Annotated in this window: 23 protein-coding genes; 13 read left to right on the top strand and 10 right to left on the bottom strand. The window is 67.8% G+C overall.

Annotation, left to right across the window (positions count from 1 at the left end; all coding sequences use genetic code 11):
* The first annotated feature begins 6 nt into the window (after positions 1–6).
* Entirely contained in the window at positions 7–789 is a 783-nt protein-coding gene (locus tag K32_RS02975; RefSeq protein ID WP_201402593.1) for a GntR family transcriptional regulator, read from the top strand.
* A gap of 120 nt (positions 790–909) precedes the next feature.
* Positions 910–1,482 (top strand): NADPH-dependent FMN reductase, encoded by a 573-nt coding sequence (locus K32_RS02970; protein WP_201402592.1) that lies wholly within the window; start codon positions 910–912, stop codon positions 1,480–1,482.
* Positions 1,483–1,549: 67 nt separating this feature from the next.
* Here K32_RS02970 and K32_RS02965 read toward each other — a convergent pair whose 3' ends face one another.
* The 4 genes from K32_RS02965 to K32_RS02950 are packed head-to-tail and all read right to left on the bottom strand — an operon-like array spanning position 1,550 to position 8,157.
* Positions 1,550–2,806 carry a Xaa-Pro peptidase family protein gene (locus K32_RS02965; RefSeq protein ID WP_201402591.1) on the bottom strand — a complete coding sequence of 419 codons (1,257 nt, stop codon included), beginning with the start codon at positions 2,804–2,806 and terminating at the stop codon, positions 1,550–1,552.
* A gap of 47 nt (positions 2,807–2,853) precedes the next feature.
* On the bottom strand, positions 2,854–4,599 hold the full coding sequence (locus K32_RS02960; protein ID WP_201402590.1) for a hydantoinase B/oxoprolinase family protein: 1,746 nt from the start codon (positions 4,597–4,599) through the stop codon (positions 2,854–2,856).
* Positions 4,592–6,067: a hydantoinase B/oxoprolinase family protein gene (locus tag K32_RS02955; protein WP_201402589.1), complete on the bottom strand. Its 1,476-nt coding sequence runs from the start codon at positions 6,065–6,067 to the stop codon at positions 4,592–4,594. Before K32_RS02955 ends, K32_RS02960 begins: the two co-directional genes overlap by 8 nt.
* Positions 6,067–8,157: a hydantoinase/oxoprolinase family protein gene (locus K32_RS02950; RefSeq protein ID WP_201402588.1), complete on the bottom strand. Its 2,091-nt coding sequence runs from the start codon at positions 8,155–8,157 to the stop codon at positions 6,067–6,069. Before K32_RS02950 ends, K32_RS02955 begins: the two co-directional genes overlap by 1 nt.
* Positions 8,158–8,472: 315 nt before the next feature.
* On the opposite strand from K32_RS02950, the gene K32_RS02945 reads away from it, so the two are divergent.
* From K32_RS02945 to K32_RS02920, 6 genes are all read left to right on the top strand, one after another.
* Positions 8,473–10,062: an ABC transporter substrate-binding protein gene (locus K32_RS02945; RefSeq protein WP_201402587.1), complete on the top strand. Its 1,590-nt coding sequence runs from the start codon at positions 8,473–8,475 to the stop codon at positions 10,060–10,062.
* 95 nt (positions 10,063–10,157) lie between these two features.
* Positions 10,158–11,018 carry an ABC transporter permease gene (locus tag K32_RS02940; protein ID WP_244669811.1) on the top strand — a complete coding sequence of 287 codons (861 nt, stop codon included), beginning with the start codon at positions 10,158–10,160 and terminating at the stop codon, positions 11,016–11,018.
* Between the two features lies 1 nt (position 11,019).
* Entirely contained in the window at positions 11,020–12,045 is a 1,026-nt protein-coding gene (locus K32_RS02935; RefSeq protein WP_201402586.1) for an ABC transporter permease, read from the top strand.
* On the top strand, positions 12,042–13,076 hold the full coding sequence (locus tag K32_RS02930; RefSeq protein ID WP_201402585.1) for an ABC transporter ATP-binding protein: 1,035 nt from the start codon (positions 12,042–12,044) through the stop codon (positions 13,074–13,076). The genes K32_RS02935 and K32_RS02930 overlap by 4 nt, the downstream gene beginning before the upstream one ends.
* Complete coding sequence (locus K32_RS02925) at positions 13,073–14,074, top strand: ABC transporter ATP-binding protein (protein WP_201402584.1); 1,002 nt, start codon at positions 13,073–13,075, stop codon at positions 14,072–14,074. Before K32_RS02930 ends, K32_RS02925 begins: the two co-directional genes overlap by 4 nt.
* Before the next feature lie 77 nt (positions 14,075–14,151).
* Positions 14,152–14,964 (top strand): IclR family transcriptional regulator, encoded by an 813-nt coding sequence (locus K32_RS02920; protein WP_201402583.1) that lies wholly within the window; start codon positions 14,152–14,154, stop codon positions 14,962–14,964.
* Positions 14,965–14,972: 8 nt separating this feature from the next.
* On the opposite strand, the gene K32_RS02915 is transcribed toward K32_RS02920, so the two are convergent.
* Entirely contained in the window at positions 14,973–15,464 is a 492-nt protein-coding gene (locus K32_RS02915) for a RidA family protein (RefSeq protein ID WP_201402582.1), read from the bottom strand.
* Positions 15,465–15,657: 193 nt separating this feature from the next.
* Between K32_RS02915 and K32_RS02910 the strand changes: the two genes are divergently transcribed.
* Positions 15,658–16,467: an SDR family NAD(P)-dependent oxidoreductase gene (locus tag K32_RS02910; RefSeq protein WP_201402581.1), complete on the top strand. Its 810-nt coding sequence runs from the start codon at positions 15,658–15,660 to the stop codon at positions 16,465–16,467.
* 32 nt (positions 16,468–16,499) lie between these two features.
* On the opposite strand, the gene K32_RS02905 is transcribed toward K32_RS02910, so the two are convergent.
* Positions 16,500–17,240 carry an MBL fold metallo-hydrolase gene (locus K32_RS02905; protein WP_201402580.1) on the bottom strand — a complete coding sequence of 247 codons (741 nt, stop codon included), beginning with the start codon at positions 17,238–17,240 and terminating at the stop codon, positions 16,500–16,502.
* A 126-nt stretch (positions 17,241–17,366) separates the two neighbouring features.
* Between K32_RS02905 and K32_RS02900 the strand changes: the two genes are divergently transcribed.
* Positions 17,367–18,371, top strand: coding sequence for a succinylglutamate desuccinylase/aspartoacylase family protein (locus K32_RS02900; protein WP_201402579.1), 1,005 nt, complete (start codon positions 17,367–17,369; stop codon positions 18,369–18,371).
* A 232-nt stretch (positions 18,372–18,603) separates the two neighbouring features.
* Here K32_RS02900 and K32_RS02895 read toward each other — a convergent pair whose 3' ends face one another.
* The 4 genes from K32_RS02895 to K32_RS02880 all read right to left on the bottom strand — a co-directional run bounded on the left by K32_RS02895 (position 18,604) and on the right by K32_RS02880 (position 22,856).
* Positions 18,604–19,494 (bottom strand): carbohydrate ABC transporter permease, encoded by an 891-nt coding sequence (locus K32_RS02895; protein ID WP_201402578.1) that lies wholly within the window; start codon positions 19,492–19,494, stop codon positions 18,604–18,606.
* A 99-nt stretch (positions 19,495–19,593) separates the two neighbouring features.
* Positions 19,594–20,868 (bottom strand): extracellular solute-binding protein, encoded by a 1,275-nt coding sequence (locus tag K32_RS02890; protein ID WP_201402577.1) that lies wholly within the window; start codon positions 20,866–20,868, stop codon positions 19,594–19,596.
* Positions 20,869–20,915: 47 nt separating this feature from the next.
* Entirely contained in the window at positions 20,916–21,713 is a 798-nt protein-coding gene (locus K32_RS02885; RefSeq protein WP_201402576.1) for a carbohydrate ABC transporter permease, read from the bottom strand.
* A gap of 12 nt (positions 21,714–21,725) precedes the next feature.
* Entirely contained in the window at positions 21,726–22,856 is a 1,131-nt protein-coding gene (locus K32_RS02880) for an ABC transporter ATP-binding protein (RefSeq protein WP_201402575.1), read from the bottom strand.
* A gap of 474 nt (positions 22,857–23,330) precedes the next feature.
* On the opposite strand from K32_RS02880, the gene K32_RS02875 reads away from it, so the two are divergent.
* The 3 genes from K32_RS02875 to K32_RS02865 all read left to right on the top strand — a co-directional run bounded on the left by K32_RS02875 (position 23,331) and on the right by K32_RS02865 (position 26,345).
* Complete coding sequence (locus K32_RS02875) at positions 23,331–24,095, top strand: DeoR/GlpR family DNA-binding transcription regulator (protein ID WP_201404326.1); 765 nt, start codon at positions 23,331–23,333, stop codon at positions 24,093–24,095.
* Positions 24,096–24,148: 53 nt separating this feature from the next.
* Positions 24,149–24,949 (top strand): BtpA/SgcQ family protein, encoded by an 801-nt coding sequence (locus tag K32_RS02870; RefSeq protein WP_201402574.1) that lies wholly within the window; start codon positions 24,149–24,151, stop codon positions 24,947–24,949.
* Between the two features lie 307 nt (positions 24,950–25,256).
* Positions 25,257–26,345 carry an Ldh family oxidoreductase gene (locus K32_RS02865; protein WP_201402573.1) on the top strand — a complete coding sequence of 363 codons (1,089 nt, stop codon included), beginning with the start codon at positions 25,257–25,259 and terminating at the stop codon, positions 26,343–26,345.
* The last annotated feature ends 59 nt before the right edge of the window (positions 26,346–26,404 follow it).

Genomic DNA, 26,404 nt, shown 5'->3' with positions numbered 1-26,404 from the left:
CCGACCATGGCGCGAGATCGCGTAGCCCGCACCAGTTCGGCCTTCTACCCCGAGACCACCCCGGCCGGCTCGGTGGCGCAACGAACCTTCGACGTCCTCCTGGACGAGATCATGGCCTTCCGCCTGAAGCCGTTCGAGCTGATCTCGGAAAAGGGCATGTCGGAGGCGCTCGGCGTCAGCCGCACGCCGGTGCGCGAGGCGCTCGCCCGCCTCGCCAGCCTCGGGCTGATCGACATCTACGCGCAGCGCGGCAGCGTCGTCGCGCCGCTCCGCCTCGACAATCTGCGCAAGTCGCAGTTCCTGCGCGAGGCGCTCGAGATCGGCCTCGTCGCCCGCGCCATCGAGAGCCCCCAGCGCGACGAGCTGGTGCAGAAGCTGAAGGACGAGCTGGCGATCCAGGACACGCTGCTGGCGATCTCCGACGACGCGCGCTTCTTCAAGTCGGACGAATTGTTCCACCAGCACATCGCCGCCTATGCCGGCTTCCCCGGGATCTGGGCCGACATCAGCGCCGCCAAGCTGCACATGGACCGGTTCCGCTATCTGACCTTCCCGCGCATGGACAGCGTCGCCGTCGTCATCGACCAGCACCGGACCATCGCCGCGGCGATCGAGAAGGGCGACATCCACGCCGCCGAGGAGGCGATGCGCAACCATCTGCGCCGGATCTTCTCGGTGCTCGGACGGGTACAGGAGCGCTATCCGGAGTATTTCTCGGCCTCCAGCCTGCCCGAACCCTCGCGCATCCAGCGCTTCGAGGGCGAGATCCAGCTGGGCGAGCCGGTGTAGGCCCGAGCCGGCGGCGGCCCGGTCCGCCGCCCCTCCCCGACTTGAAACGCCGCGCCGCTGCCCTCTTTAGAGGAAGGGGACCGGAGGTCCCGTCCGCGCGGCGTTCAAACGGGATGAATCATGAAAACCTATCAGGTCGGATATTTCGTCGGCAGCCTCGCCACCAATTCGATCAACCGCAAGCTCTCCAAGGCGCTGATCAAGCTGTCGCCGGAGAATTTGAAATTCACCGAGATCTCGTTCCGCGACCTGCCGCTCTACAGCTACGACTATGACGCGGACTATCCGCCGGTCGCGCGGGCCTTCAAGACGGCGATCGCCGAGAACGACGCGCTGCTGTTCGTGACGCCGGAATACAACCGCTCGATCCCCGGCGGGCTGAAGAACGCCATCGACTGGGCGAGCCGGCCCTATGGCACCAATTCCTTCGCCCGCAAGCCGTCGGCCGTGATCGGCACCTCGCCCGGTGCGATCGGCACGGCGATCGCCCAGCAGAGCCTGCGCAGCGTGCTCTCCTTCTGCAACGCGCCGCAGATGAACGCGCCGGAGGCCTATATCCAGTTCAAGCCCGGCCTGATCAACGACGACGGCGAGGTCTCGGATGAATCGACCGAGACCTTCCTGCGCAACTACATGGAATCGTTCCACATCTTCGTCGCGCGGGTGATGCAGGTGCTGCCGCGCGACGCGTAATGTGTCTTTTGCTGGGTCGCGTTTTCTTCACGCGAACCGGTATCCACTTCGCTCGAAAACGCTCCAGCTAGCCGAGCCGGACTAGCCCGCGCGGCAGATCGTTCAGGATCTCGACGCCCGTCTCGGTGACGACAAGCGAATCCTCGATCGTCAGCGCGCCGATACCCTTGCCGTAGAACGGCGTCTCGAAGGCGAGCGCCATGCCCGGCTCCAGCACGAAATCGCTGTCGGCGGCGAAGAAGGGCCATTCCTCCGAGCCGACGCTGGCGCCGATCGAATGGCCGAAATGGCCGCGCCGGTAGCCGGGATAACCGGCGGCGCGCATCGCGCGGATCGTCGTCTCGAACACGTCCGACATCCTTGCGCCCGGCCGGATCGCCGCCAGCCCCGCCTCGAAGGCGTCGGCGAGCGCCGCGTGGACGTCGCGGGCGATCCGGTCCGGCTCGCCGAACACGTAGCTCCGCGCCGTATCCGAATTGTAGCCGTCGATGACGCAGCCGACATCGGCCTTGAGGATCGCGCCCGGCACGACCTCGCCGCCGCCGCTCCAGGGATCGGGGCCGACCGACATGTAGTCCCAGACGCCGGTCAACGCCGTCTCGCCGCGCCGCGCGACTTCAGCCGCCACGCCGTCGCGCCAGAGCCGCGTCATGTCCTTAGGCGTGTGGCCGACGCGGATGCCGCTCGCGAGCGCATGGAAGCCCGCATCGGAGAGCGCGCAGGCGCGGCGGATGCAGTCGAGCTCACGCGGCGATTTCACCGCCCGCAGCCGCCGGACCACCTCCGAGCCATCGACCCAGTGGATCTCGGGCAGCGCCGCCTGCAACGCGGCGAAATCGGCCGCCGGCATGAATTCGAGATCGACGCCGATCCGCGCCCGGCCAAGCCCGCGCTCCCGCAGCATCTCGCCGAGCACCGCGAAGGCCGTCTCGATGCGGAACGTCGTCGGCAGAGGCGCGAAATGGTCGGAGCCGCCATTGTCGCGCCGGTAGCCCGCCGTTACCAGTTGGGCGGTGTCTGGCTCGGCCGGGTCGAGACCGCCGATATCGACCAGATCGATCCAGAGCGGATGGGTGCGGATGTCGAGCGCCGGGGCGCGGCGGGCCAGCGCGTCGGCGTTGAGATCGCCGACAATGGCGCCGATCGGCGCGTCCGGATCGGACGGCACCAGCGCCGTCGCCCCGCCCGCGCGCCGCCACATCGCGGCGACGCCGGCCGGCAGGCCCGTCGCATAGGAGAAGCTCTCTGGCTGGGTCAGCACCAGCGCGTCGAGGCCGCGTTCGGCCAGCAGCCGGCCGGCGCGCCGGCGGTCGAGATCGGACATGGTGGTCTCTCTCCGAGGCCGGGCGCGTCGCCCGGCCGGTTCCGATGTCAGGCGGCGCGGGCGAGCCGGGCGGCGCGGGCCGCCCCGGTCGCGGCGACGTCGATGACGAGATCCTCGCCGAGCACGACGCCATAATCGGCGAGCGCGCCCTCGCGCGTGACATAGCCGTCGATGACGTCCTCGCGCACTGTCTCCGGCGCGCGCTCCATCGCGTCGCCCCAGCCGCCGCCACCGCCGCGAATGGTGCGGATGGCGCCGCCGGCCTCGAGCGGATGCATGAAGGCGTATTCGGGGATCTCGGTCTCGGCGCCTTCCGGCGTCGCCAGATAGACGCGGTTTGACGCGCCGTGCTCGCCGCCGACCATGCCCTTGGCGGTGTGGCGCACGCCCTCCATCATCACGCTGGTCTGGTTGGGAACCAGATGCTGGGTGATCGTCTCCAGCCCCGGCGTGCCGCGCCAGCGGCCGGCGCCGGTCTGGTCGGCGACATATTCGTGCTTCAGGATCCGGGTCGGATACTGGATCTCGGTCATCTCGATCGAGGGCAGGATGACGCCCGTCATCAGCGGCGGATAGAGGCCCCAGCCGTCGGTCTCGTAGGCAGCACCCGCGCCGCCGGTGAAGCCGATGAAGTTCAGGAACACCCACATCCGCTCGTCTTCATAGCTGCCATAGGACATGACGAGCGGCATCTTGTGGGCGTTGACGCCGACGCGCTTCGGCGCGCATTGCGCCAGCGCCAGCAGCACGGCTTCCGTCACCTCGGCGCCTGCCGAGCAGGTGCAGGTGCCGACCGGGGCCGGGCGCCTCGGATTGATCACCGTTCCCTCGGGCGCGATCACCGTCACCGGCGCCATGCAGCCCTCGTTGATCGGGATGTCCTCGTCGCAGCAGGTCGTCAGCCCGATGAAGATGAACGACATGGTGTTGGCGATCGGGCTGTTGATGAAGCCCTTCACCTGCGGATCGGTGCCGGTGAAATCGAGCGTCAGGTCGGAGCCCCGAACGATCGCCTTGCAGGCGATCTTGACGTCGCGCTGGCCCTGATAGTCGTGGTCGACGAAGGTCTCGGCGTAATATTCGCCGTCGGCCCAGCTCTCGATCTCGGCGCGGACGCGGCGCTCGGAATAGTCGACATTCGCCTGGATGGCGTCGCGGACGGTGTCGAGGCCGTAGCGGTCGAACAGCTCGCCGATGCGGCGGCTGGCCAGCTGGCAGGCGCCGATCATCGAATCGAGATCGCCGTTGATCCAGTGCGCGATGCGGTTGTTGGCGACGATCAGGTCGAACATGTCGGCGCGCTTCTCGCCGCGCTCGACGATCTTGACCGGCGGCATGACCAGCCCGTCCTGCCAGACGTCGCGGGCATGCGGGTTGTAGCCGCCGGCGACGGGGCCGCCGACATCGCCCATATGGGCGCGCACGGCCGGGAACAGGACCGGCTTGCGATCGTGGAACACCGGCGTGATGACGACGAGATCCGGGATATGCGTGCCGCCATTGTAGGGATCCGACGCAAGGATCACGTCGCCCGGCTGCAGATCGTACTTGAACGCGTCGATCGCGCGGTCGACCGCCATCGCGACCGCATAGAGATGCAGCGTGCAGCCCGGCGACTGGGCGACGAGCCGGGACTTCATGTCCTTCATCTCGAAGATGGCGGTGGTGAAGTCGTGCGCCTCGTTGAAGACGGGCGAGCGCGCCGTCCGCGTCACGGTGGCGCTCATCTCGTCAGCGATCGTGTTCAGCGAGCCGGCGACGACCTGCGACAGAACGAAACTTCTCTTATCCATCGGCGCGCTCCGCATAGGTCGGGTAGATGAACTCGATCAGCCCGCCGGGCGGGATGACGACGAGCACGGCGCTTTCCAGCACCTGCCGCGCCCCGTCGACGACGAGCGTCAGCCGGCCGCGCGGGCCGCCCGCGTCGCGCGGCACGAAGAAATTGCCCTCGAGCGTCGGGCCGTCATTGCGGATGACGGCGTGGATCCGCCCGTCGGCGCCGATCTCGCGGCTGACGAGATTGAAATGCTCGCGCGCCTCCAGCACCTCGGCCGAGGGCATCAGGCGGCGACCGGCGAGAACAGGCGGTCCCCAGCCCTGCGCCGAGAGCGAGAAGCCGGGATCGAGGCTGATCGGCGGATTGTCCTCGGCGCCGATCGGCAGGAAGGCGAGGACGGCCGGCTGCACGCCGTCGAGCCGCGTCTCGTCCGGCGCCGCGCCACCATGCAGGGCTGAGCGGACGAGGCCAACCAGGTGATGCGCGGTGACAGCATCCGAAAGGCCGGTCGCGGCCGGCAGCACCGGATCGACCAGCGAGCCCTTCGGCGCGGTCATCGAGACCAGCTGCAAATGGCCGTCGTTCAGCGTCGTCGCGTCGAGCGATTCCGCCAGCGCCGCCACCAGCGCGTAGCCCTTGGCCTGGCCGGGCGTCATGTTGTAGGGGCCGGCGCGATTGGAACCCGTGCCTGTGAAATCGAGGCCGAGATGGCCGTCGGACGTGGTGACGCGAACGACGAGATCGACCGACGCATCGACCGAGACCGGCAGGCGCGTCCGCTCCGTCCGGTCGACGGCGCCGAAGCGCTCGGTGATCTCGGCAGCACCCAGCGCGCGGCTATGCACGATCGTCTGCGCGATCGCCGTCTCGGTCGCCTTGCGGCCCTTCTCGTCCATCAGCGCGACGAGCGATGCGGACGCGGCGCGGAGCGCCGAGACGATTGCCTCGATATCGGCGCGGACCTGGCTCTCGGCGCGGCTGTTGCGCAGCATGAAGCGGAGCGCGTCGCGCTGCAGCAGGCCGTGGCGATAGAGCTTCAGCGGCGTGAAGCGCACCGCCTCCTGCCAGGTCTCCGAGGCGAAGGGATGCAGCGATCCCGGGAACTCGCCGGCAAGATCGGCCATCTCGGCGCGGACGGCCGGGAACAGCACCAGCTCGCCCTCGTAGAACAGCGGCGCGGCGATGGTGAGCGCCTGCGGCGTCGAGCCTCCGCTATAGGGATCGCCGACGAGGACGATGTCGCCCTCGCCGAGATTGAAGGCGAAGCGGTCGAGCAGCGCCGCGACGCTGTCGCGGATCAGGAAGACGTGGCTGGCGTCGTACTGCGCCTGCGCCACGAGCTTCGGCTCGCCGGTCAAAAGCGCCGCTGCGTAGCGCCGGCCCTCGGTCAGGCCCGGCGAGCGGGCCGTGCGGCCGACCGTCTCGGCCAGCTCCCGGGCAATCGCCGCGATGCGGCTGTAGAGGATCTGCGAGCGGATCATCAGGCGGCGCGCTCCGCCGCCGTCCGGGCCTGGCCGATCTCGATGATGACATTGCCATACGCGTCGATCAGGCACTCATGGCCCGGATAGACGGCGATGGTGGTGCCCCATTGCTCGATGATCGCCGGCCCCGGAATGAAGCTGCCGGCCTTGAGCAGGCCGCCGTCATAGACCGGCACCGTCGTCGGCTCGACGTCGAAATGCACCTGCCGCTCGCCCTTCAGCGCGCCCGAGGCATCCTCGTCGCCGAATTCCTGCGGGATCATGCGCGGCCGCTCGCGCACGCCGATCAGGTCGAGCCGCAGCGTCAGGATCTCGACCGGCTGGCTCGGATCCTTGTGCGCGAAGAGCCGCTCGTGCAGCTCGTGGAAATCGCCGAGCGTCGCGTCGAGGTTCAGCTTGGTGATGCGACGGGTGCGCGAGCGGATCGGCACCGTCACCTCATGCACCTCGCCGACATAGTGCATGTCGAGGCTGCGCCGGGTTTCGAAATTGCCGGCGACGGCCTGGCCGGCGAGGCGGCCGCGCGCCCGCTGCTCCATCTCCTGGAACATCGTGTTCAGCGCCTCGAAATCGAGCTCGTCGACGCGGCCGATATGGGTGCGGCTCTCGCTGATTTTGAGATCCGCGACATTGTCGCCGAGCGCGCAGAAGACCGGCGCCAGACCCGGCACGATCACCGTGCGGATGCCGAGCTCCTCGGCCTGCTTGCCGGCATGGATGCCGCCGGCGCCGCCCGCCGCGACGAGCGCGAACTGCTGCGGGTCGCGACCGCGCTTGGTGGTCACCAGGCGGGTGGCGTTGGCCATGTTGGAATTGACAAGCTCGATGATCGCCGAGGCCGCCTCGATGACCGAGAGCCCGAGCGGCTCGGCCACCTCGCGGCGCACCGCGTCGACCGCCTTCTCGCGGTCGAGCACCATCTCGCCGCCGAGGAAGAAGTCGGGATTGAGCAGGCCGAGCACGACATTGGCGTCGGTGACGGTCGGCCGCGTGCCGCCGCGGCTGTAGCAGGCCGGGCCCGGATAGGAGCCGGCGCTCGCCGGTCCCACCTGCAGGGCGCCGCCGGCATCGACCCAGGCGATCGAGCCGCCGCCGGCGCCGATCGTGTGGATGTCGAGCATCGGCAGCGCGATGCGGTAGCGGCCGATCCAGCTCTCCGTCGTCACCGCGGGCTGCAGATTCTCGATCAGCGCGATGTCGTAGCTGGTGCCGCCCATGTCGACGGTGATCAGATTGTCGTAGCCCGCCATCTCGCCGAGATAGGAGCCGGCAGTGACGCCGCCGGCCGGTCCGGAGAGCAGCGTGTTGACGGCATAGCGCCCCGCCTCCCCCGCCGACAGCACGCCGCCGTTCGACTGGATGATGAAGAGCTCGCCCTTGAAGCCCTGGCTCCGCAGCCGCTCTTCCAGATGGGTCAGGTAGGCGTTGACGCGCGGGCCGACGAAGGCGTTGACCGTCGTCGTCGAGACGCGCTCGAACTCGCGGATCTCCGGCAGCACGTCGCAGGAGAGCGAGATGAACGCGTCCGGCAGCTCCTCGCGCACGATCTCGGCGGTGCGGCGCTCATGCGCCGGATTGACGAAGGAGAACAGGTAGCAGATCGCCACCGCCTCGACGCCCTGGCGGCGGAACTCCTCGCAAGCCGCGCGGACCTCCGCCTCGTCAAGCGGCGTCAGCACGTTGCCCTGGTGGTCGACGCGCTCGGCGACGCCGATGCGCGAGCGGCGCGGCACGATGGCGTGCGGCGGCTTCAGGCGCGGGTCGAACACGCTCTCCTTGTAGGAGCGGCGGAACTCGATCTCGTCGCGAAAGCCCTTGGTGGTGATCAGGCCGACCTTGGCGCCATTGTATTCGAGCAGCGAATTGGTGGCGACGGTGGTGCCGTGCACGATCAGCGGCAATTCGCCGAGAAAATCGGCCAGCGAGCGGCCCAGTTCGGTCGCGAGGCGGCCGAGACCGTTCAGAACACCATCCGACTGATCGGGCGTCGACGGTGTCTTCGTGGCGCGGAACTCGCCATTGGGACCGATGGCCACGAGATCCGTAAAGGTTCCGCCAACGTCAATACCGACATTCCAGTGCGACATCATCTGTTCCCGATCAATTGCAGGTTGCGAACTTCCCTAGCGTTACAGCCAACGCAAAGAAATTCTCTCCCGAGCAGTAGAACCGTGCTTTTACCAGATGGATCGGAACGATATAAGGATCGATGTTCTCTCGCGGCCCAAGCAAGGGGGACGAAAATCCACGATTTTAGCGAAACTTAAAATTTCGCGCCGCGCAGCGCGGGGACTTCGCGCTTAATCTGCCACAATCGTCCCCGTCCAGGCAGCAGGCCGGCCCCCCGGACTACGTCCCAACGCGGTGCGACCATGATCCGCAAGCCAATCGAGGATTGACTCATGTCTGGTATTTCCGCGCGCGTCCGGGCCGGCGCCTTGGCCATAGCGTTCGCCGCGACGGCCCTCGCGCCGCTCGCCGCGACCGCCGCCGAAGGCCCCTTCGTCATCAACTATTCGCTGCCGCCGCCAACCCTCGATCCGACCATCGTCTGCGACATCGCCGATGACGGCTTCCTGGCCCCGCTCTACACGCCGCTGCTGCGCTACGAGGCGAAGCCGGTCGCCAACGCCGCCGAGGGCGTCAAGGTCACCACCGAGGATACGACCAAGATCGTCGGCTACCTGGCCGAGAGCTACAAGGTCTCCGACGACGGCAAGGAGCTCACCTTCAAGCTGCGCGACGGGCTGAAATTCCCGAGCGGCAATCCGCTCGACGCGGCCGCCGTGAAGGCCTCGCTCGAATACGTGCTGAAGAGCGGCACCTGCGGCACCTACTTCCTCGAGGCGGCCCAGTTCGGCAACACCGAGGCGATCGAGGCGCCGGATGCGACGACCGTCGTGATCAAGCTGAAGCGCGGCGAGCCGCTGCTGCCGCATGCGCTGACCCAGCCCAATCTCGGCATCATCGACTTGAAGACGGTCGAGGCGAATGGCGGCAAGGCATGGCTCGCCGGCCACGCCGCCGGCAGCGGTCCCTACCTGCTCGCCGACTACCAGCCCGGCGTCCGCGCCGTGTTCAAGGCCAATCCCGACTTCTTCGGCGAAGCGCCGCGCGAGAAGAACGTGATCGTCAACTTCATCACCGACAACGCCACGCTGCTGCTGCAGGCTCGCAACAAGCAGGCCGACGTGACGCTCGGCCTGTCGAAGGCCTCGGTCGAGAGCCTGAAGGGCGCCGACGGCCTCAAGGTCATCGAAGTCCCGACCGCGCGCTGGCAGCTGATCGGCCTGCCGAACCAGGTCGCGCCGTTCGACAACGCCAAGTTCCGCGAGGCGCTCTCCTACGCGCTGCCCTACGACGCCATCCTGAAGAACGTCGCGCATGGCTTCGGCGAGACCTTCTACGGCCCCTACCCGCCGCAGTTCCCCGCCTTCAACAAGGAAATCGGCGCGGCGCGCGCCTATGACCTCGAGAAGGCGAAGAAGCTGCTGGCCGAATCCGGCGTGAAGACCCCGGTCACCGCCGAGATCATCATCCGCGAGGGCCAGAACGACCAGGAGCAGATCGCCACCATCGCCCAGGGCGCCTGGTCGCAGATCGGCGTCAATCTGACGATCCGCAAGCTGCCGGCCTCGGGCTATCAGGAAGCGGTCGGCGCCAAGACTAAGACCTCGGCGATCGTCCGCTTCGACGGCCCGTCGGTCGACGATCCGGCCTGGCTGCTCGACTACGACCTGCGCTGCGCCTCCGCCTACAACACCAGCAACTATTGCAGCAAGGAAGCGGAAGCCCTGCTCGACACCCGCCACGACCTGAAGAGCGATGCCGAGCGGCAGGCGCTCTGGGACAAGATCGCCAAGATCTGGGTGGCCGACAGCCCGCGCATCCCGGTCTACGCCGACGTCTACACGGCCGTCGTCTCGGCCGACGTCAAGGACTGGCACTTCGCCCAGGACGGTCCGTTCGACCTCAATCTCTGGGGCCGCTAACATAACGCGTTGATCGGGCCTCCGCCCGGTCGACCGATCCGAAAACAGCGCGCGGTCCATGGGCCGCGCGCAGTGCTTTATGCGGAGTGCCGCTGGTGAAACGAGCTTGGGTTGGGACGGCGCTGCGGCGGATCGGCGACGACAAGGCGTTCGCCCTCGCCACGCTGATCGCCGCCCTGCTGATCCTCGGCGCCCTCATCGGGCCGCTCGTCTGGCCGCTCGGCCCGCTCGACATGGATTTCGGCGCGCCGCTCGCCGCGCCCTCCTTCACCCATCCGATGGGCACCGACAGCAACGGCCGCGACGTGTTCGCCCGCTTCCTGACCGGCGCCCGCATCTCGCTCGCCGTAGGCGCCATAGTCGTGCTGGCGGGCCTTCTCGTCGGCGGCGCGATCGGCGTCGCGGCGGGGATCGGCGGCCGCGTCGTCGACACCGTCCTGATGCGCATCATCGACGCGCTTGCCGCCTTCCCGCCGCTGATCCTCGCCATGGCGGTGACGGTCGGCCTCGGCGTCGGCCTGAAGACGGCGGCGATCGGCATCGCGCTGTCCTCCGTGCCCTTCTTCGCCCGGCTGATGCGCGGCGACATCCTGAAAATCCGCACCATGCCCTTCGTCGAGGCGAGCGTCGCCATGGGCGCGAAGCGCGGCCGCATCATCGCCCGCCACCTGCTGCCGCACACGGCGCCGACCATGCTGGTGCAATGCGCCTCCGTCTTCGGCTATGCCATCCTGACGCTGGCCGGCCTCGGCTTCATCGGCCTCGGCGCGCAGATCCCGGAGCCCGAATGGGGCGCGATGATCACCGACGGCCTGCAATATGCCCTGACCGGACAGTGGTGGCTGGCGCTCTTCCCCGGCCTCGGCGTGCTGCTGGCGGTGATCGCCGCCAACCTTTTGGCCGACCGGCTCGAGGAGAGCCTGAACCCGCGCTCGGCGCGCAACCAGGTGCGCTGACATGCTGAGACTGATCTCGGGCCGCATCGTCACCTCGCTGATCTCGCTGGTCGGCGCCTCGCTGATCGCCTTCGTGCTGCTGCGGCTGACGCCGGGCGATCCGGCGCGGCTGTTCCTAGGCCAGTTCGCCGGCGAGGAGGCGGTGCAGGCGCTGCGCGCCGAGCTCGGCCTCAACGGCTCGATCCTCAGCCAGTACTGGATCTACATGCAGCGCTTCCTGTCGGGCGACTGGGGCTTCTCCTATTCGACCGGACAATCGGTCGCCGGCCTGCTGCTCGCCCGCTTCCCGGCCACCATCGAGCTCGGCCTCTTCGCCTTCCTGTTCGCCTTCGTCGCGGCGGTCTCCTGCGCCCTCGTCTCGGTCTATCGGCGCGGCCCGGTCTCGGATGGCGGCGTACGAGCGCTTTCCTTCTTCGCCCAGGGCGTGCCGCCCTTCTGGTTCGGCCTGATGATGCTGCTGATCTTCTTCGAAGGGCTCGGCTGGCTGCCGGGACCGGAGGGGCGGCTGGGCCTGCGCATCATCCCGCCGCCGACCGTCACCGGGCTGCTGACGGTGGATTCGCTCCTCGCCGGCGACTGGACCGCCTTCAAGGACGCCATCCGCCACCTGATCCTGCCGGCGATCACGCTCGGCCTGATGCCGTTCGGCTTCCTCTACCGGCTGCTCCGCGCCAATCTCGAAGGGGTGACGCGGGAACCCTTCATCACCGTGGCGCGCGGGCGCGGCCTCACCCGCTGGGCCGCCTATGTCCGCCACGCGCTGCCGAACGCCTTCCTGCCGACGCTCACCGCCGCCGGCCTGCTGTTCGGGCAATTGCTCGCCGGCAGCGTGCTGGTCGAGCGCGTTTTCGTCTGGCCCGGCGCCGGCGCGCTCGTCACCGACGGCGTCCTGAAGCAGGATTTTTCCGTCGTGCAGGCCTTCATCCTGCTCTCCGCCTTCATCTATGTGCTGACCAGCCTCATCGTCGACATCCTCGCCGCGATGCTCGATCCGCGCGTCGCCCAGAGCCAGGGAGGCGGACGATGAGCGCGACGACCAACCAGCCGCCGCTGCTCGAGGTGCGCGGTCTCACCACCGAATTCGCCACCCGCGCCGGCGCGGTCGCGGCCGTCCGCGATGTCTCGCTGACGGTCCGGCGCGGCGAGAAGGTGGCGATCGTCGGCGAATCCGGCTGCGGCAAGTCCACACTCGCGCTGTCGATCCTCGGCCTGATCGACAAGCCCGGCCGCATCGCCTCGGGCGAGGTTCTGCTCGAAGGCCGTGACCTGGTGGGGCTTGGCGAGAGGGCGATGAAGACGATCCGCGGCAAGGTCGTGTCGCTGATCTTCCAGGATCCGATGGGCGCGCTCGACCCGATCCAGACGGTCGGCGCGCAGATGATCGACACGCTGCGCCGCCACCAGCCCAGCCTCAGCCACAAGGCGGCGCGCGCCCGGGCGGTCGAGTTGTTGCGCGAGGTTGAGGTGCCGGCGGCCGAGCGCCGGCTCGACGACTATCCGCATCACTATTCCGGCGGCATGCGCCAGCGCGTGATGATCGCCATCGCCCTCGCCAACGCGCCGGATCTGATCATCGCCGACGAGCCGACGACGGCGCTCGACGTGACGACACAGGCGCAGGTGCTCGCGCTCTTGGAGCGGGTCGTCGCCGATCATGGCGTGGCGGTGCTGCTCATCACCCACAATCTCGGCGTCGTCGCCGAGTTCTGCGACGTGGTGCAGGTCATGTATGCCGGCCGCATCGTCGAGCGCGGCCCGACCGAGGCGATCCTCGCCAAGCCGACGCACCCCTATACGCAGGCGCTGCTTGAAAGCATTCCGGACCCTGCCCGGATCGGCACGCGGCTCCGCGCCATTCCCGGCATGCCGCCGGATCTCTCGGCCATGCCCTCCGGCTGCGCCTTCGAGCCGCGCTGCTTCTTCGGCCATGGCCGCGAGATCTGCCGCGCGCACCAGCCCCCACCGGTCGAAATCGAGACCGTCGCCGGGCCGTCGCGGGTCGAATGCCATTTCGCCGCCGAACGCGCCGCCCGCGCCAGCGAGGTCGCCGCATCATGACCACCCCGCTCCTCATCGTCGACCGACTGGAAAAGAGCTTCGCGGCACGCAGCAGCAATCCGTTCCGGCCAAGCCGCGAAAAACTGCGCGCCGTCGACGGCATCTCGTTCACGGTTCTGCGTGGCGAGACCTTCGGCCTCGTCGGCGAATCCGGCTGCGGCAAGTCGACGGCGGCGCGCGCCATCCTCCGCCTCGTCGAGCCGACCGGCGGCCGCGTCAGCTTCGACGGCATCGACGTCGCCAGCCTCGCGCCGGAGCCGATGCGAAAACTGCGCCGGCGCATGCAGATGGTGTTCCAGGACAGCACCGGCACGCTCGACCCGCGCATGAGCGTACGCGACCTCGTCGAGGAGCCGCTGATCGTGCACGGCATCGGCGACGCCAGGGAGCGGCGCGGCAAGGTCGACGCCATGCTGGAACTGGTCGGCATCCGGCCGGAATTCGCCGATCGCCGGCCACATCAGTTTTCCGGCGGCCAGCGCCAGCGCATCGGCATCGCCCGCGCCCTCGTGCTGGAACCGGAGCTCGTCGTGCTCGACGAGCCGATCTCGGCGCTCGACGTCTCGGTGCAGGCGCAGATCCTCAACCTATTGAAGGATCTGCAGGAGAAGCTCGGCGTCTCCTACGTCTTCATCGTGCACGATCTGACGGTGGCCGAGTTCTTCTGCGACCGCCTCGCCGTGCTCTATCTCGGCCAGGTGATGGAGAGCGGCAGCGCGAAGGAACTCTTCGCCGATCCGCAGCACCCTTACACGGTCAGCCTGCTCTCGGCCGTGCCGCGTGTCGGCGCCAAGGCGGGCCAGCGCATCGTGCTGGAGGGCGAGGTGTCGCCGCTCGGCAGCGGCGCCTCGAAGGGCTGCGTCTTCCGCGCCCGCTGCCCGGTCGGCAAGGACCGCGCGATCTGCGCCGAGGAGCGCCCGCCGCTCCGTCCGCACGGCACGGCGGACCACACCGTCGCCTGCCATTTCCCCGGCGAACTCAGCCTCGCGCCGGCCTGAGGTTCCCGACGCTGCGGTGGACGCGCGACTGTTCCAGATATATGCAATATCGGCCACTGGAACGGAAAGTGACCGCCATGAAATCCCCCCAGCGCGGCACGGGCGAAACTCCTGAGCCGGATAAGTTACCCCGTCGGGCGCGGGTCAGCGGCATGGACCGCGCCCTGCAGATCCTCGACCATCTCTACCAGACCGGCGAACCGGCCGGCAGCTACGCCATCGCCAAGGCGGTCGGCGCGCCGCTCTCGACCGTCTATGTCGTCATCGACGAACTGGTCGAGCGCGAGATGCTGTCGCGCCGTGCCGACGGTCTGGTCTGGCTCGGCGCCCGGCTCTACCACTACGGCCTCGCCTATGCCCGCTCGCTCGATTTCCTCGGCGAGGCGAGCCATGTCATGCACCAGCTCGGACGCGAGATCGGCGAATCCGTGCAGATCTGCGGCCGCGACGACGGCCACATGGTCGTGCTCGCCATGGCGAGGGGGCCGGGTCCTTTCCGCATCCTGTCGGAGGTCGGCACGCGCGTTCCGCTCAACTGGACCGCATCGGGCCGGCTGCTGATCGGCCACCTGCCGGAGCCGGAGCGGATCGAGATCTTCCGCCGCACCGCCTGCGCCTCGCCGACCGAGCGCGCCGAGACGGATGCGCTGAAGCTCTCGAAGCTCGCCGGCCTCGCCTTCCGGGAACGGCTGTCGATCCAGATCAGCGAGACGGATTTCCTCGTCTCCTGCGTCGCCTCGCCGATCTGCGACTGGGCGGGCGCCTGCGTCGCGACGATCTCGATCGTGCTGCCGGAACACAAGGTAGTCGCCAATTCGGCCCTTTACGCGGAAGCGGTGCGCGACGCCTCCGAGGCGATCGAGCGCCGTCTCGGCTGGCGCGAGCGCTGAGGCCCGCCTTAATCCTCGACGGCGACCACCGCCTCGATCTCGACGGTGATCCGGTTCGGCAGCGACGCCATGCCGACGGCCGAGCGCGCGTGCCGGCCCTTTTCCGCGCCGAAAACCGCAAGGAACAGGTCGGAGCAACCGTTGATCACCTGCGGATGCGCGCCAAATTCCGGCACGGCGTTGACCATGCCGAAGAGCTTGACCACCCGGCGCACCCGGTCGAGCGAGCCGAGCGCCTCCTGCATTACCGCCAGCAGGTTGAGACCGGTGACGCGGGCATGGTCATAGGCCTCCTCCGGCGTCACGTCGTCGCCGACCCGGCCCTGATGCAGAAACCCGTCCGCCCGCGTTGGCCCCTGCCCCGAGAGGAACAGCAGATTGCCCTCGCGGACATGGGGGACGAAGCTTCCGACCGGCGCCGGCGGGCTCGGCAGCTCGATTTTCAGCGCGCGCAGCCGATCCTGAACGGATCCGGTCGCGCGGGAGATAGGGTCGTGCATCCGGGCCATTCGCTTCCGCGCAGGGGCGCGCCTTTCGATTGATCGTGCGCCCGGGCCGGAAGAGCCCGGGCTCTTCAATTCCATAGTTATGCAATTGCGCGCATTAAAGTGGAACGTTAGCATTCTGCCCCATGAGGTCAAGCAGGGCACGGCTTTTGCCGGAAGCCCGGCGGTCGGGGAGTGGAAGCGGGCGATGATCACGGGCGCGGGTTCAGCCAAGGCGGGGCGCCTTGCCGGCAAGGCGGCGATCGTCACCGGCGCCGCCGGCGGTATCGGCCGCGCCACGGTCGAGGCTTTCCTGCGCGAGGGCGCCCTGGTCGTGGCGATGGACCTTCCCGGGCCGCTCGCCGCCACCCGCTTCAACGCGCAGGGCGCCATCCCGATCGCCTGCGACCTCGGCGACCGCGCCGCCGTCCTGGACGCGACGGATCGCGCGGTCGAGAAGCTCGGCGGCCTCGACATCCTGGTCGCCTCCGGCGCGATCAAGGGCGGCACCGGCAATTTCCTCGATCTCTCCGATCGCGACTGGGACCTCTATATCGACGTCAACCTGACCGGGACCTTCCTCGCCTGCCGCGCCGGCGCGCGCGCCATGGTCGCGGCCGGCGCGGGCAAGGGCGGCCGAACCGGCCGGATCATCACCATCGGCTCCGTGAATTCCTTCATGGCCGAACCGGACGCGGCCGCCTATGTCGCGACCAAGGGCGGCGTCGCCATGCTGACCCGCGCCATGGCGGTCGACCTCGCCCGTCATGGCATCCTCGTCAACATGATCGCCCCCGGCCCCGTCGACGTGACCGGCGACCATACCGGCTACAGCGAGCCGAAGCTCGCCGCCGAGCTGCGCGACGAGGTGATCCTGGGGCGCCCCGGCCTGCCGCACGAGGTCGCCGCGGCCGCCCTGTTCCTGGCCGAGGACAGCTCGAGCTTCGTCACCGGCTCCACCCTCACCGTCGACGGCGGCATGTCCTCGATGATCTTCGGCGGCATGCGCGAAGGCTGAACGCGATGCGGCCAGCCTCCCGGTCGGAACGGTCAGATGATGGAGGGCGGGCATTGCAGGCGGTTGACGCAGGCCAGCGCCAGCTCGGCGTGACGGTGGCCGTCCTTCAGCGTGAAGGCGAGATGGCCGGGCAGCAGCGTGTCGAATTCCAGCGCCGCGAGGACGCGCACCGTCTCGCAGATCGCCGCGATGTCGCAATCGACGATGTCCTGGATCGCCACCTTGCCGCCATGGAACAGCGCATCGCCGCCGATCAGCATGCGCCGGCGCGGCGTCGTCACCAGATAGGAGACGTGGTCGCGGCTGTGGCCGGGCGTCGGGATCAGTTCGACGGTGACGTCGCCGAAGCGCTGCGCCTCGCCGGGCGCCCAGACGCGGTCGACCGGACAGGCGCGGTAGGCGTAGTCCGTCGGATAGACGCCGCCGCGCTTGGCCTTGCCGAGGCTGATCCCCTCCTCGTCGCCGGCCGAGACCATCGCCGCCGTTGCAGCACCGGCATGCACCGTCAGGCCGAGCCGCTCGCGCAGCGCCGCCGCGCCACCGGAATGATCGGCATGGCCATGCGTCAGGAGCAGATGGCGGATCTTCGCGGGGTCGATGCCGTCCTCCTTCAGCACGTCGAAGACGAGCTCCGGAAAGCGGCCGGCGCCGGCGTCGAACATCGCGAGGCCTTCTCCGGTCTCAACCAGGAAGACGTTGCAGTCGAACGCGTCGGTCAGGTCGAAGCCGCCGCCGCCGCTCATCACCAGATAGAGCCCCTCTTCGATACGCATCGCCGTCTCCACTCCCTTTTCCCGACCGGGGCCCGTTCCCTTGCGGCCCCGCGGTCGATCTCGTCCCAGACTCCAGTCAACGCTGCGCCGCGGCGCAACGAAACCCCATCATGAAGGATATCAACGATGCATACGGGCGCCTTTTCCGACATCGACTGGGACAAGGACGGCAAGCAGGTCGGCTTCTTCAGCTTTCCCTATTCGATCGACCGCTCGCCCTACTACCAGATCAAGATGCCCGTCTGCCGGATCAAGAACGGCGACGGCCCGAGCCTGGTGCTGATGGCCGGCAACCATGGCGACGAATATGAGGGCGAGCTGACCCTCCTGAAGGCGATCCGGCTGATCGAGGCCACCGACATCCGGGGAGCCTTGACCATCCTTCCGGCGGCGAACACGCCGGCCGTGATGGCGGCGAAGCGCTGCTCGCCCTTCGACGGCGGCAACATGAACCGCTCTTTCCCCGGCAATCCCTATGGCGGGCCGACCCAGCGCATGGCGCATTACATCGAGCACGAGATCTTCCCGCGCCACGAAGTCGTCCTCGACCTCCATTCCGGCGGCACCAGCATGGACCATCTGATCTGCAGCCTGATCGAGCGCAGCGGCGACGGCGAGCGTTTTGCGCGCGGACTCGAGCTGATGAAGGCGATGCGCCTGCCCTACGGCATGATCGCCGACAACGGCCCGGATTCGCCGACCTCGATGGCGGCGGCGCTCCGCGCCGGCTGCATCGCGCTCTCCGGCGAATTCGGCGGCGGTGCGACGGCGACCAAGACGACCATGGCGGTGACGCAGCGGGCCGTCGACAATCTGCTGCGGGCCGTCGGCATCACCGACAGGCCGATCCTCCATACCGATGCCGATCGCGGCCCGGAAACCATCGTGCTCTCGACCGGCGGCCAGTCGCTCTTCGTCTATGCCGAGCGCGAAGGCTGGTTCGAACCGGCGGTCGAGATCGGCGACAACGTCGCGGCCGGCGACGTCGCCGGCTGGCTGCACGACCTCGAGCGCCCGCTCGAAGCGCCGGAAACGCTGCATTTCCAGGAAGGCGGCATCGTCCTGTCACGCCGCCTGCACACCCACAGCCAGTCCGGCGACAGCCTGCTCAACCTCGCCCGGTTTGCCTGAACCGGGATCGGAGCGGAGCCGGCCGGCTTCCTTGAACCATTATCTGGGTCCGAGCCCCGCCCCAAGCTCGCCGTCATCCCGGCCTCCGAGCCGGGATCCATTCAGCCGGGTTCTGGGAGCCTAGACGCTCAAGCTTCGCGCTGCATGGATCCCTGCTTCCGCAGGGATGACGGGGAGCGTGGGGCGCGGGGGGCGCAGGACCGAAGCCCGGCGCGGTGAAGGGATAGGCGCCCTACCCCTTTGCCTGCTTCTCGAGCAGCGAGAAGAACACCACCGTCATGGCGAGCACGATGACGAGGAGGACGAAGGCGGCGGCCGCGCCCTCGTTGATCGAGAGGCCGAGGAAGGCCTGGCGGTAGGCGAAGAAGCTCAGCACCTCGGTCGACGTGCCCGGTCCGCCCTTGGTCAGCACATAGGGAAGGTCGTAGGTGCGGAATTCGTTGATCAGCTGGATGATGACGGTGATCGCGGCGACCGGGCGCAGCATCGGCAGGGTGATGAACCAGAACTGCTGCCAGCCGCGCGCGCCGTCGACCTCGGCCGCCTCATAGGGCTCGCGCGGCAGCGAGGCGAGGCCGGCGGCGAGGATCAGCACGACGAAGGACATCTGCTGCCAGATATCGATGCCGGCCATGGTCCAGAGCGCGAGGTTGGGCGAGCCGAGCCAGTCGAGCCGCGGCAGGCCCATCGTCTCCATCAGATGGTTGACGATGCCGAGATTGGGCTGCAGCAGCATGCGCCAGATCAGGGCGACGCTGACCGGCGACATCGCCATCGGGATGGTCAGGATGGCGAAATAGATCGGCTTGGTGCGGACGACGCGGTTCAGCATCAGCGCGATGCCGAGGCCGATGACGAACTCGCCGGCGACGGTGACGACCGAATACTTCACCGTCAGCCAGGTCGCGTTCCAGAAGCGGTCGCTCGCCATCATGGTGGCGAAATTGTCGACGCCGACGATCGGCAGGATCGCCGGCTTCAGCAGCGTATAGGACGAGACCGAGAGCAGGCAGGCATAGAGGAGCGGAAAGCCCATGACGATGGCGAGCAGCAGCAGCCCCGGCGAGGCAAAGCCCCAGCTGATCCGCGTCTCTCGACTGACCCTGTTGATCCAGCCTGTCATTGAATTCCCGTCCGATCGTGCTCTTCGTTCCCGCGGCCTCCCGCCGCGTGGTCTTCGGAGCGCGGCATCCGCGCCGCGCTCCGTCTCTGGCTGCGGCCTTTACTTGGCCAGCAGTTCCTCGAGGCCCCTGTGGGCCGCCTTCAGCGCCGCGTCGGACGTCACTTCGCCGCCGCCGGCCTGCGACAGCGAGGTGCCGAGCACGTCCTCGTACTGCGCCGAATAGGCGAAGATCGGGAACGACTTGCCGGAGGCGACGATGTCCTGCGCGGTCTTGTAGTAGGGGTACTTCTCCAGGACCTTGGCGTCGGCGAAGACGTCGGAGCGGACCGGCGCGTGGCCCTGCAGGGCGCGGGCGACCGAGACGTCCTTGCTCTGCACCCACTGGATGAACTTCCAGGCGGCTTCCTGCTCTTCCGGGCTCACATTCTTCGGAATGCCCCAGCCCCAGCCGCCGCTCTCGCCATGCCCGCCGGGCATCACGGAAATGGCGACCTTGCCGGCGACATCCGGGCACTTCTCGGCCTTGTCGACCTGCGGCAGCATCCACCAGTAGGTGACCATGCTGAACGCCTTGCCGCTGCACATCAGCCGCAGCGTGTCGTCGAGGGTGGCCGAGAGTGCGCCCTGCTGCGCGCCGTTCTTGATGTTGTCGACATAGAGATCGAGCGCCACCTTGGCCTCGGGGCTGTCGAGCACGACCTTCTTGCCGTCGCCGAGATAGTTGCCGCCGGCGGCGAACAGGTAGTTGGAGAACTCCATGCTGTTCGGATCGCCGCGCTGGCCCTGCATGGCAGCACCCGCGACGCCGGCATTCGCCTTCATGAACTTGGAGATCTCGACATAATCGGCGAGCGTCGTCGGCGCCGCCAGTTCCTTGCCGGTCGCCGCCTTGAAGGCTTCCTTGAGCTTCGGATCCTCGAGCAGGTCCTTCCGGTAGAGCAGGCCCATCGAATAATTGTACATCGGCAGGATCTGGAGGCTGTCCGGCGTGCGGCCGAGCAGGTCGAGCGTCGAGGGAATGAACGGCGACAAGTCGTAGTTCGACTTCTCGACGAACGGCTTCAGGTCGGTGAGCCAGCCGGCGGCCGGGAATTCACCGGCCCAGAGGAAGTCGACCTCGAGCAGATTGTAGTAGCTCTGCGGCGAGACCAGCTGCGACACCAGCTTGTCGTGCATGTCGGGGTAGCCGATCTTCTCGAACTCGACCTTGATGCCGGTCTCCTTCTCGAAATCGGGCAGCAGGCTCTCGATGATCTGCGTCTCCGGCACGTCCTCCATCAGGGCGCGCAGCACGATCTCGTCGGCATGGGCCGGAGCCGAGGCCATCAGCGCGCCGAGGCCGGCGGCTGCGAGTAGAATCCGTTTCAGCGTCATGGTGTTCTCCTCTTTGATACCGGCTGCGTCGCTGCCCCCTCCGGGCATTATTTGACGCCGCCGAACGTCAACCCCTGGATGATGAAGCGCTGGATGAAGCGCGAGGCGATCACCAGCGGCAGGATGGCCAGCACCACGCCTGCCGAGACTTTGGCGATCTGCACGCCATTCGATGTCTGCAACGCAGCCAGCGAAACCGGGATCGTGGCGGTCTGCGGCCCGCTCAAGACGAGCGCAAACAGGAACTCGTTCCACGACAGGATGAAGCCGAGCACGCCGGCGGCGGCGAGGCCGGGCAGCGAGACCGGGATGACGATGCGCCAGAACGCGCCCCAGGCGGTGGCGCCGTCGGTCATCGCCGCGCCCTCCATGTCGGCCGGCACGCCCTCGAAGAAGCCCATCAGGATCCAGGTCAGGAACGGCAGGTTGAGCGCCGAATAGACGAGGATGAGGCCGGGCAGCGAATTGGTGAGGCCGGCGCCGCGCAGAAGCGCGAAGGCGGGCAGCACCAGCGCCACCGGCGGCAGCATCTGCGTCGCCAGCACGACGAAGCGGGCGAAACGGCCGCCGGTGCGGAAGCGGGCGAAGGCGTAGCCGGTGCAGGCGGCGAAGGGCAGCGCCACGAGGACGGAGCCTAGCGCCACGATCAGGCTGTTGACGTAGAAGGTGCCGAACCGGTTCTTGGCGAACAGGCCGGCGTAGTTGTCCAGCGTGAAGGCCGGGAAGATCTCCGTGCTGTAGGACATCGATTCCGGCACGAGGCTGGTGCGCAGCGCCCAGAGCGGCGGCAGCAGCACGACCACGCATGCCAATATCAAACCGAAATGCAGGCCGAACTTGCGCATGGTACCCTCGCCTCAGCGGCCGACCGGCAGAGGCGGCCGCGCGACCGCCTTGCCGGTTTCGGCATCGAAAAGATGCATCGGCTCGACATCGACATAGAGGTCGACCGTCGAATCCACCGGCGCGAAGAAATGCCGGCCGAGCCGTGCCTGGATCTCGATCGGCTTGTCGCGGCCGAGGAGACCGATCAGGACGTTTTCCGCGCCGAGCGCCTCGACCGCGACCACCTTGACGGTGATCTTCTGCCATTCGGGGCGCTGCTGCGTCTCGTAGATGTCCTCGGCGCGGATGCCGGCGGTGATCGGACCGCCCGCCTTATGGACATAGGGCAGATGGTGCATGCGCGGCACGGTGATGCGCGTCGCGGCGTCGATGGCGACGACGAGATCGTCGCCCGCCGCCTCCAGCCGCGCCGGCACCAGGTTCATCGGCGGCGTCGCCAGGAAGCGCGCGACGAAGGTGTCGGCCGGATTGGCGTAGACGTCGAGCGGCCGGCCGGTCTGGATCATCCGGCCGTCCTTCATGATGCAGATGCGGTCGCCCATCGTCATCGCCTCGACCTGGTCGTGCGTGACGTGGACGATGGTGCGGCCGAGGCGGCGATGCAGCTTGACCAGCTCCAGCCGCATCTCGGCGCGCAGCTGCGCGTCGAGGTTGGAGAGCGGCTCGTCGAGCAAAAAGGCTTCCGGCTCGCGCACGATGGCTCGGCCGAGCGCGACGCGCTGGCGCTGGCCGCCGGAAAGCGCACCGGGCTTGCGCTGCAGCAGCGGCTTGAGGCCGAGCAGCTCGGCGGCGTTCGCCACCTTGCTGTCGATCTCGGTCGTCGACGCGCCGCGCATCTTCAACCCGAAGGCCATGTTGTGCCAGACGGACATGTGCGGATAGAGCGCGTAGCTCTGGAACACCACGGCGACGTTGCGGTCGCGCGGCGCCATGCCGGTGACGCTGCGGCCGCCGATGCGGAGGTCGCCGGAGGAGATGCTCTCCAGCCCGGCGATCATGCGCAAAGTCGTCGACTTGCCGCAGCCGGACGGGCCGAGAAAGATCACGAATTCGCCGTCTTCGATCTTGAGATCGACATCGCGCACGCCATGGGCGCCGTTGGCGTAGATCTTGGAAACCTTGTCGAGCTCAATGGATGCCATGTCGTTCCTCGTGCGAACGGAGCGTGACGGCCCCCCTCGCGTCTCCCTCGATCGCCGGCACCGGGCCGGCTTTCCCTCTCGTGACGTGGCGATTGTAGTCGCACAAATTCAAACGCCTCAAGGATCAATTTTGGTCGATCGTGTTTAATTTTTACGCGAAGCCGCCTTCGGGAGAGGCAATCGAGCGGCTGCCATATCATCAAAAATGAGGAAAACCGCCACAAAATCGGTCAATGACAGGCTTTTCAGGGCTGCCTCGGGGGACTGCAGATTTTTTTCACAGCGAACCCAGAGCAACATATTCAAACAATAAACAACGCGGCATGTTTGAATTTGTTTGGCGGCCTGCTATGGTCCGGGTTCCGTCGAGCCCGACCACTGCAACAGGGAAGATCCTTGTCGAAGCTGCCCGCCGCGCACCCGAAGTCCCCCGCCCATGCCGTCTCCATCCAGGCGCGTCCCCGCCTGCCCGAGATGCGCCAGGCGGCCATTCTCGATGCGCTGCGCGCCAGCGGCGCCGTCCTGGTCGCGGAGATCGCCGCCGAGCTGCAGGTCTCCGACATGACGGTCCGCCGCGACCTCCTGGAACTGGAGCGCGCCGGCAAGCTGGTCCGGACGCACGGCGGCGCGATGCCCGCGGCCGCCGCGCCCCCGGTGGCGATGGACAGCGAGGAGCCGGGCTTCGACGCGCGACTGCGCCACCAGCGCGACGCCAAGGAGCGGATCGCCGCCGCGGCCGCCACGCTGTCGCTCGCCCACCGCGCCATCGCGCTCGACGTCGGCACGACGACCTTCCTGCTGGCGCAGCATTTGCGCGAGCGGACGCATGCCAAGGTTTTCACCAACAGCGTACGGGCGGCGGAGCTGCTCGGCGCCAGCCAGACCGAGACTTATCTGGCCGGCGGCCGCGTCCGCCGCGACGAGCTCTCGGTCGGCGGCGCGGAGGCCGTCGCCCAGTTCGAAAAGCTCTGGTTCGACGTCTGCTTCGTCGGCATTTCCGGCCTCACCAAGGACGGACTGTTCGATTATTCGATCGAGGATGTCGACCTGAAGCAGGTCTATCTGAACCGGTCCGGCCTCAAGGTCGCGCTCTGCGACGCCTCGAAATTCCAGCGCATGTCGCTGGTGCATGTCGCGCCGCTCGCCGATCTCGACGTGCTGATCACCGACGCAGCGCCACCGCCTGAGATCGCGGCGGCGCTTGCGGCCGCCCGGGTCGACGTTCAGGTCGCCCCGTAACGAGGTTAACCCCAGCTTACCCCTGTCATCCTTCGCAATAATGGAGCGGACTTATGGTTTTCGATTTCTTCGGCGACAAGAAGAAGGTGGTCATTTCCATGTCGCATATCGGCGCCCTGCCGGGTTCGCCGCTCTATGACGCCAAGGGTGGCCTGAACAAGCTGATCGACGACGCGCTTTCCGACGTCGAGAAGCTGCAGGCCGGCGGCGTCGACGCCATCATGTTCGGCAACGAGAACGACCGCCCCTACGTCTTCAAGGGCGCGCCGGAATCGATCGCCGCGATGTCGGCGATCGTGCAGGCGATCAAGCCCGAGCTGAAGGTGCCGTTCGGCGTCAACTACCTCTGGGATCCGATCGCCTCGGTCGCGATCGGCGCGGTGACCGGCGCCTCCTTCGTGCGCGAGATCTTCACCGGCGTGTTCGCCTCCGACATGGGCATCTGGGAGCCGAACTGCGCCGAGGCCTCGCGGCTTCGCCACAATCTCGGCCGCGATGACATGAAGCTGCTCTTCAACATCAACGCCGAGTTCGCCCATTCGCTCGACCAGCGTCCGATCGAACTGCGCGCCAAGAGCGCCGTCTTCTCCTCGCTCGCCGACGCCATCCTCGTCTCCGGCCCGATCACCGGCGAGCCGGCCGACGCGTCGAACCTGCGCAAGGTCGCCGAGACGGTGAAGAGCGTGCCGATCTTCGCCAATACCGGCGTCAACATCGACAACGTCACCGACATCTTCAACTTCGCCTCCGGCGTCGTCATCGGCACGCATTTCAAGGTCGACGGCTACACCTGGAACGCCGTCGACGGCGACCGCGTCAAGCGCTTCATGGACAAGGTGAACAAGCTGCGCTGATCGAAATCAACCTGGCCGACCCGCGCCCGTCGCGGGCCGGCCAGGGTCTTTCCCCGGCGTCTCGCCACGGCATCTGTGGGAGAAATGCCGCGTGACGGCGTTACCGATCACAAAAGTCGCGCCTTCCCCAGCGTCTTTGCCCCTTCCCGTGTCAATCATCATTTGAATAGAGCGCGGTTTCGCCTTAGACGAGGGTTCGCGGCTGCGTGGGCTCGCGGATACGCCCCGAGGCCGCTGCTGTTTTCATCTGGCGAACCATGATGTCGCCCGACGGCTTCCGGTTCTGCGCTTGCTCGAGGAATAAAACATGGCCCTGGAAAAGATCGCGGGCGTTCGTGCCGCGGCCCGTGATGTCGAACCGTTCGTCACCGAGCTGTTCATCGCAGCCGGCGTGAACCGCGAGAGCGCCGAGACCTGCGCCCGCGCCGTGGTCGACGCCTCGGCCCGCGCCTATGACACGCATGGCGTCCGCCTGATCCCGTTCTACATGCAGGGCCTCGACGGCGGCCGCATCAACAAGACGCCGACGCTGACCGTCACCGAGAAGGCCGCCTCGGCCGTGCATATCGACGCCGATGACGGCCTCGGCCACTACGCCTCCTACCGCGCCATCGACGAGGCCGCCAAGCTCGCCGAGAAGACCGGCGTCGCGGTTGCCACCGTCGGCCGCTCGACCCATCACGGCGCCACCGGCGTCTACACGCGCTACGCCGCGACCAAGGGCTATGTCGCGATCGGCATGACCCATGCCGACGCCATGGTGATCCCGCATGGCGGCGCCTCCGCCTTCTTCGGCACCAACCCGCTCTCCTTCGCCGTGCCGGTCGAAGGCGAGGATCCGATGGTGCTCGACATGGCGACCAGCTCGATCCCGTTCAACCGCGTGGGTCTGCGCCGCGCCACCGGCCAGCCGCTGCCGGCCGAGGTCGCCGTCGACGACAAGGGCGAGTTCACCACCGACGCCAACGCGGCCGTCTGGGTCGCCCCGGTCGGCGGCGCCGATTACGGCTACAAGGGCTCGGGCCTCGCCGGCATGGTCGACCTGCTCTGCTCGGCCTTCACCGGCATGGGCCACGGCAAGACGATGGCCTCGTTCAACGGCCCGGACTTCACCAAGCCGATCCAGATCGGCCATTTCTTCATCGTGCTGTCGCCGGCCGTGTTCCAGGCGCTCTCCGTCTTCGACGCGCGCATCACCGACTTCCTGGCCGATTTGCGCGCCCAGCCGGCGAAGCCCGGCCAGAAGGTCTACGCCCCGTCCGACATCGAGAAGGGCGAGGCGAAGAAGCGCGCCGTCGACGGCATCCCGGTCGACAACGTCACCTGGAACGCGCTCGAAGGTTTTGCCGCCAAGTACGGCGTCAAGGTCCCCGCCTCGACCGCCGACAACGGCTGAAGCGAAGCGGCTTGAAATGAAAAGGGCGGCGATCCCACGATCGCCGCCCTTTTTTCATC

The organism is Kaistia sp. 32K, from assembly GCF_016629525.1.
In the GTDB taxonomy this organism is placed as follows: Bacteria; Pseudomonadota; Alphaproteobacteria; order Rhizobiales; family Kaistiaceae; genus Kaistia.
The sequence above is the reverse complement of the archived record's forward strand: the minus strand, read 5'-3'. Positions and strand labels throughout refer to the sequence as shown.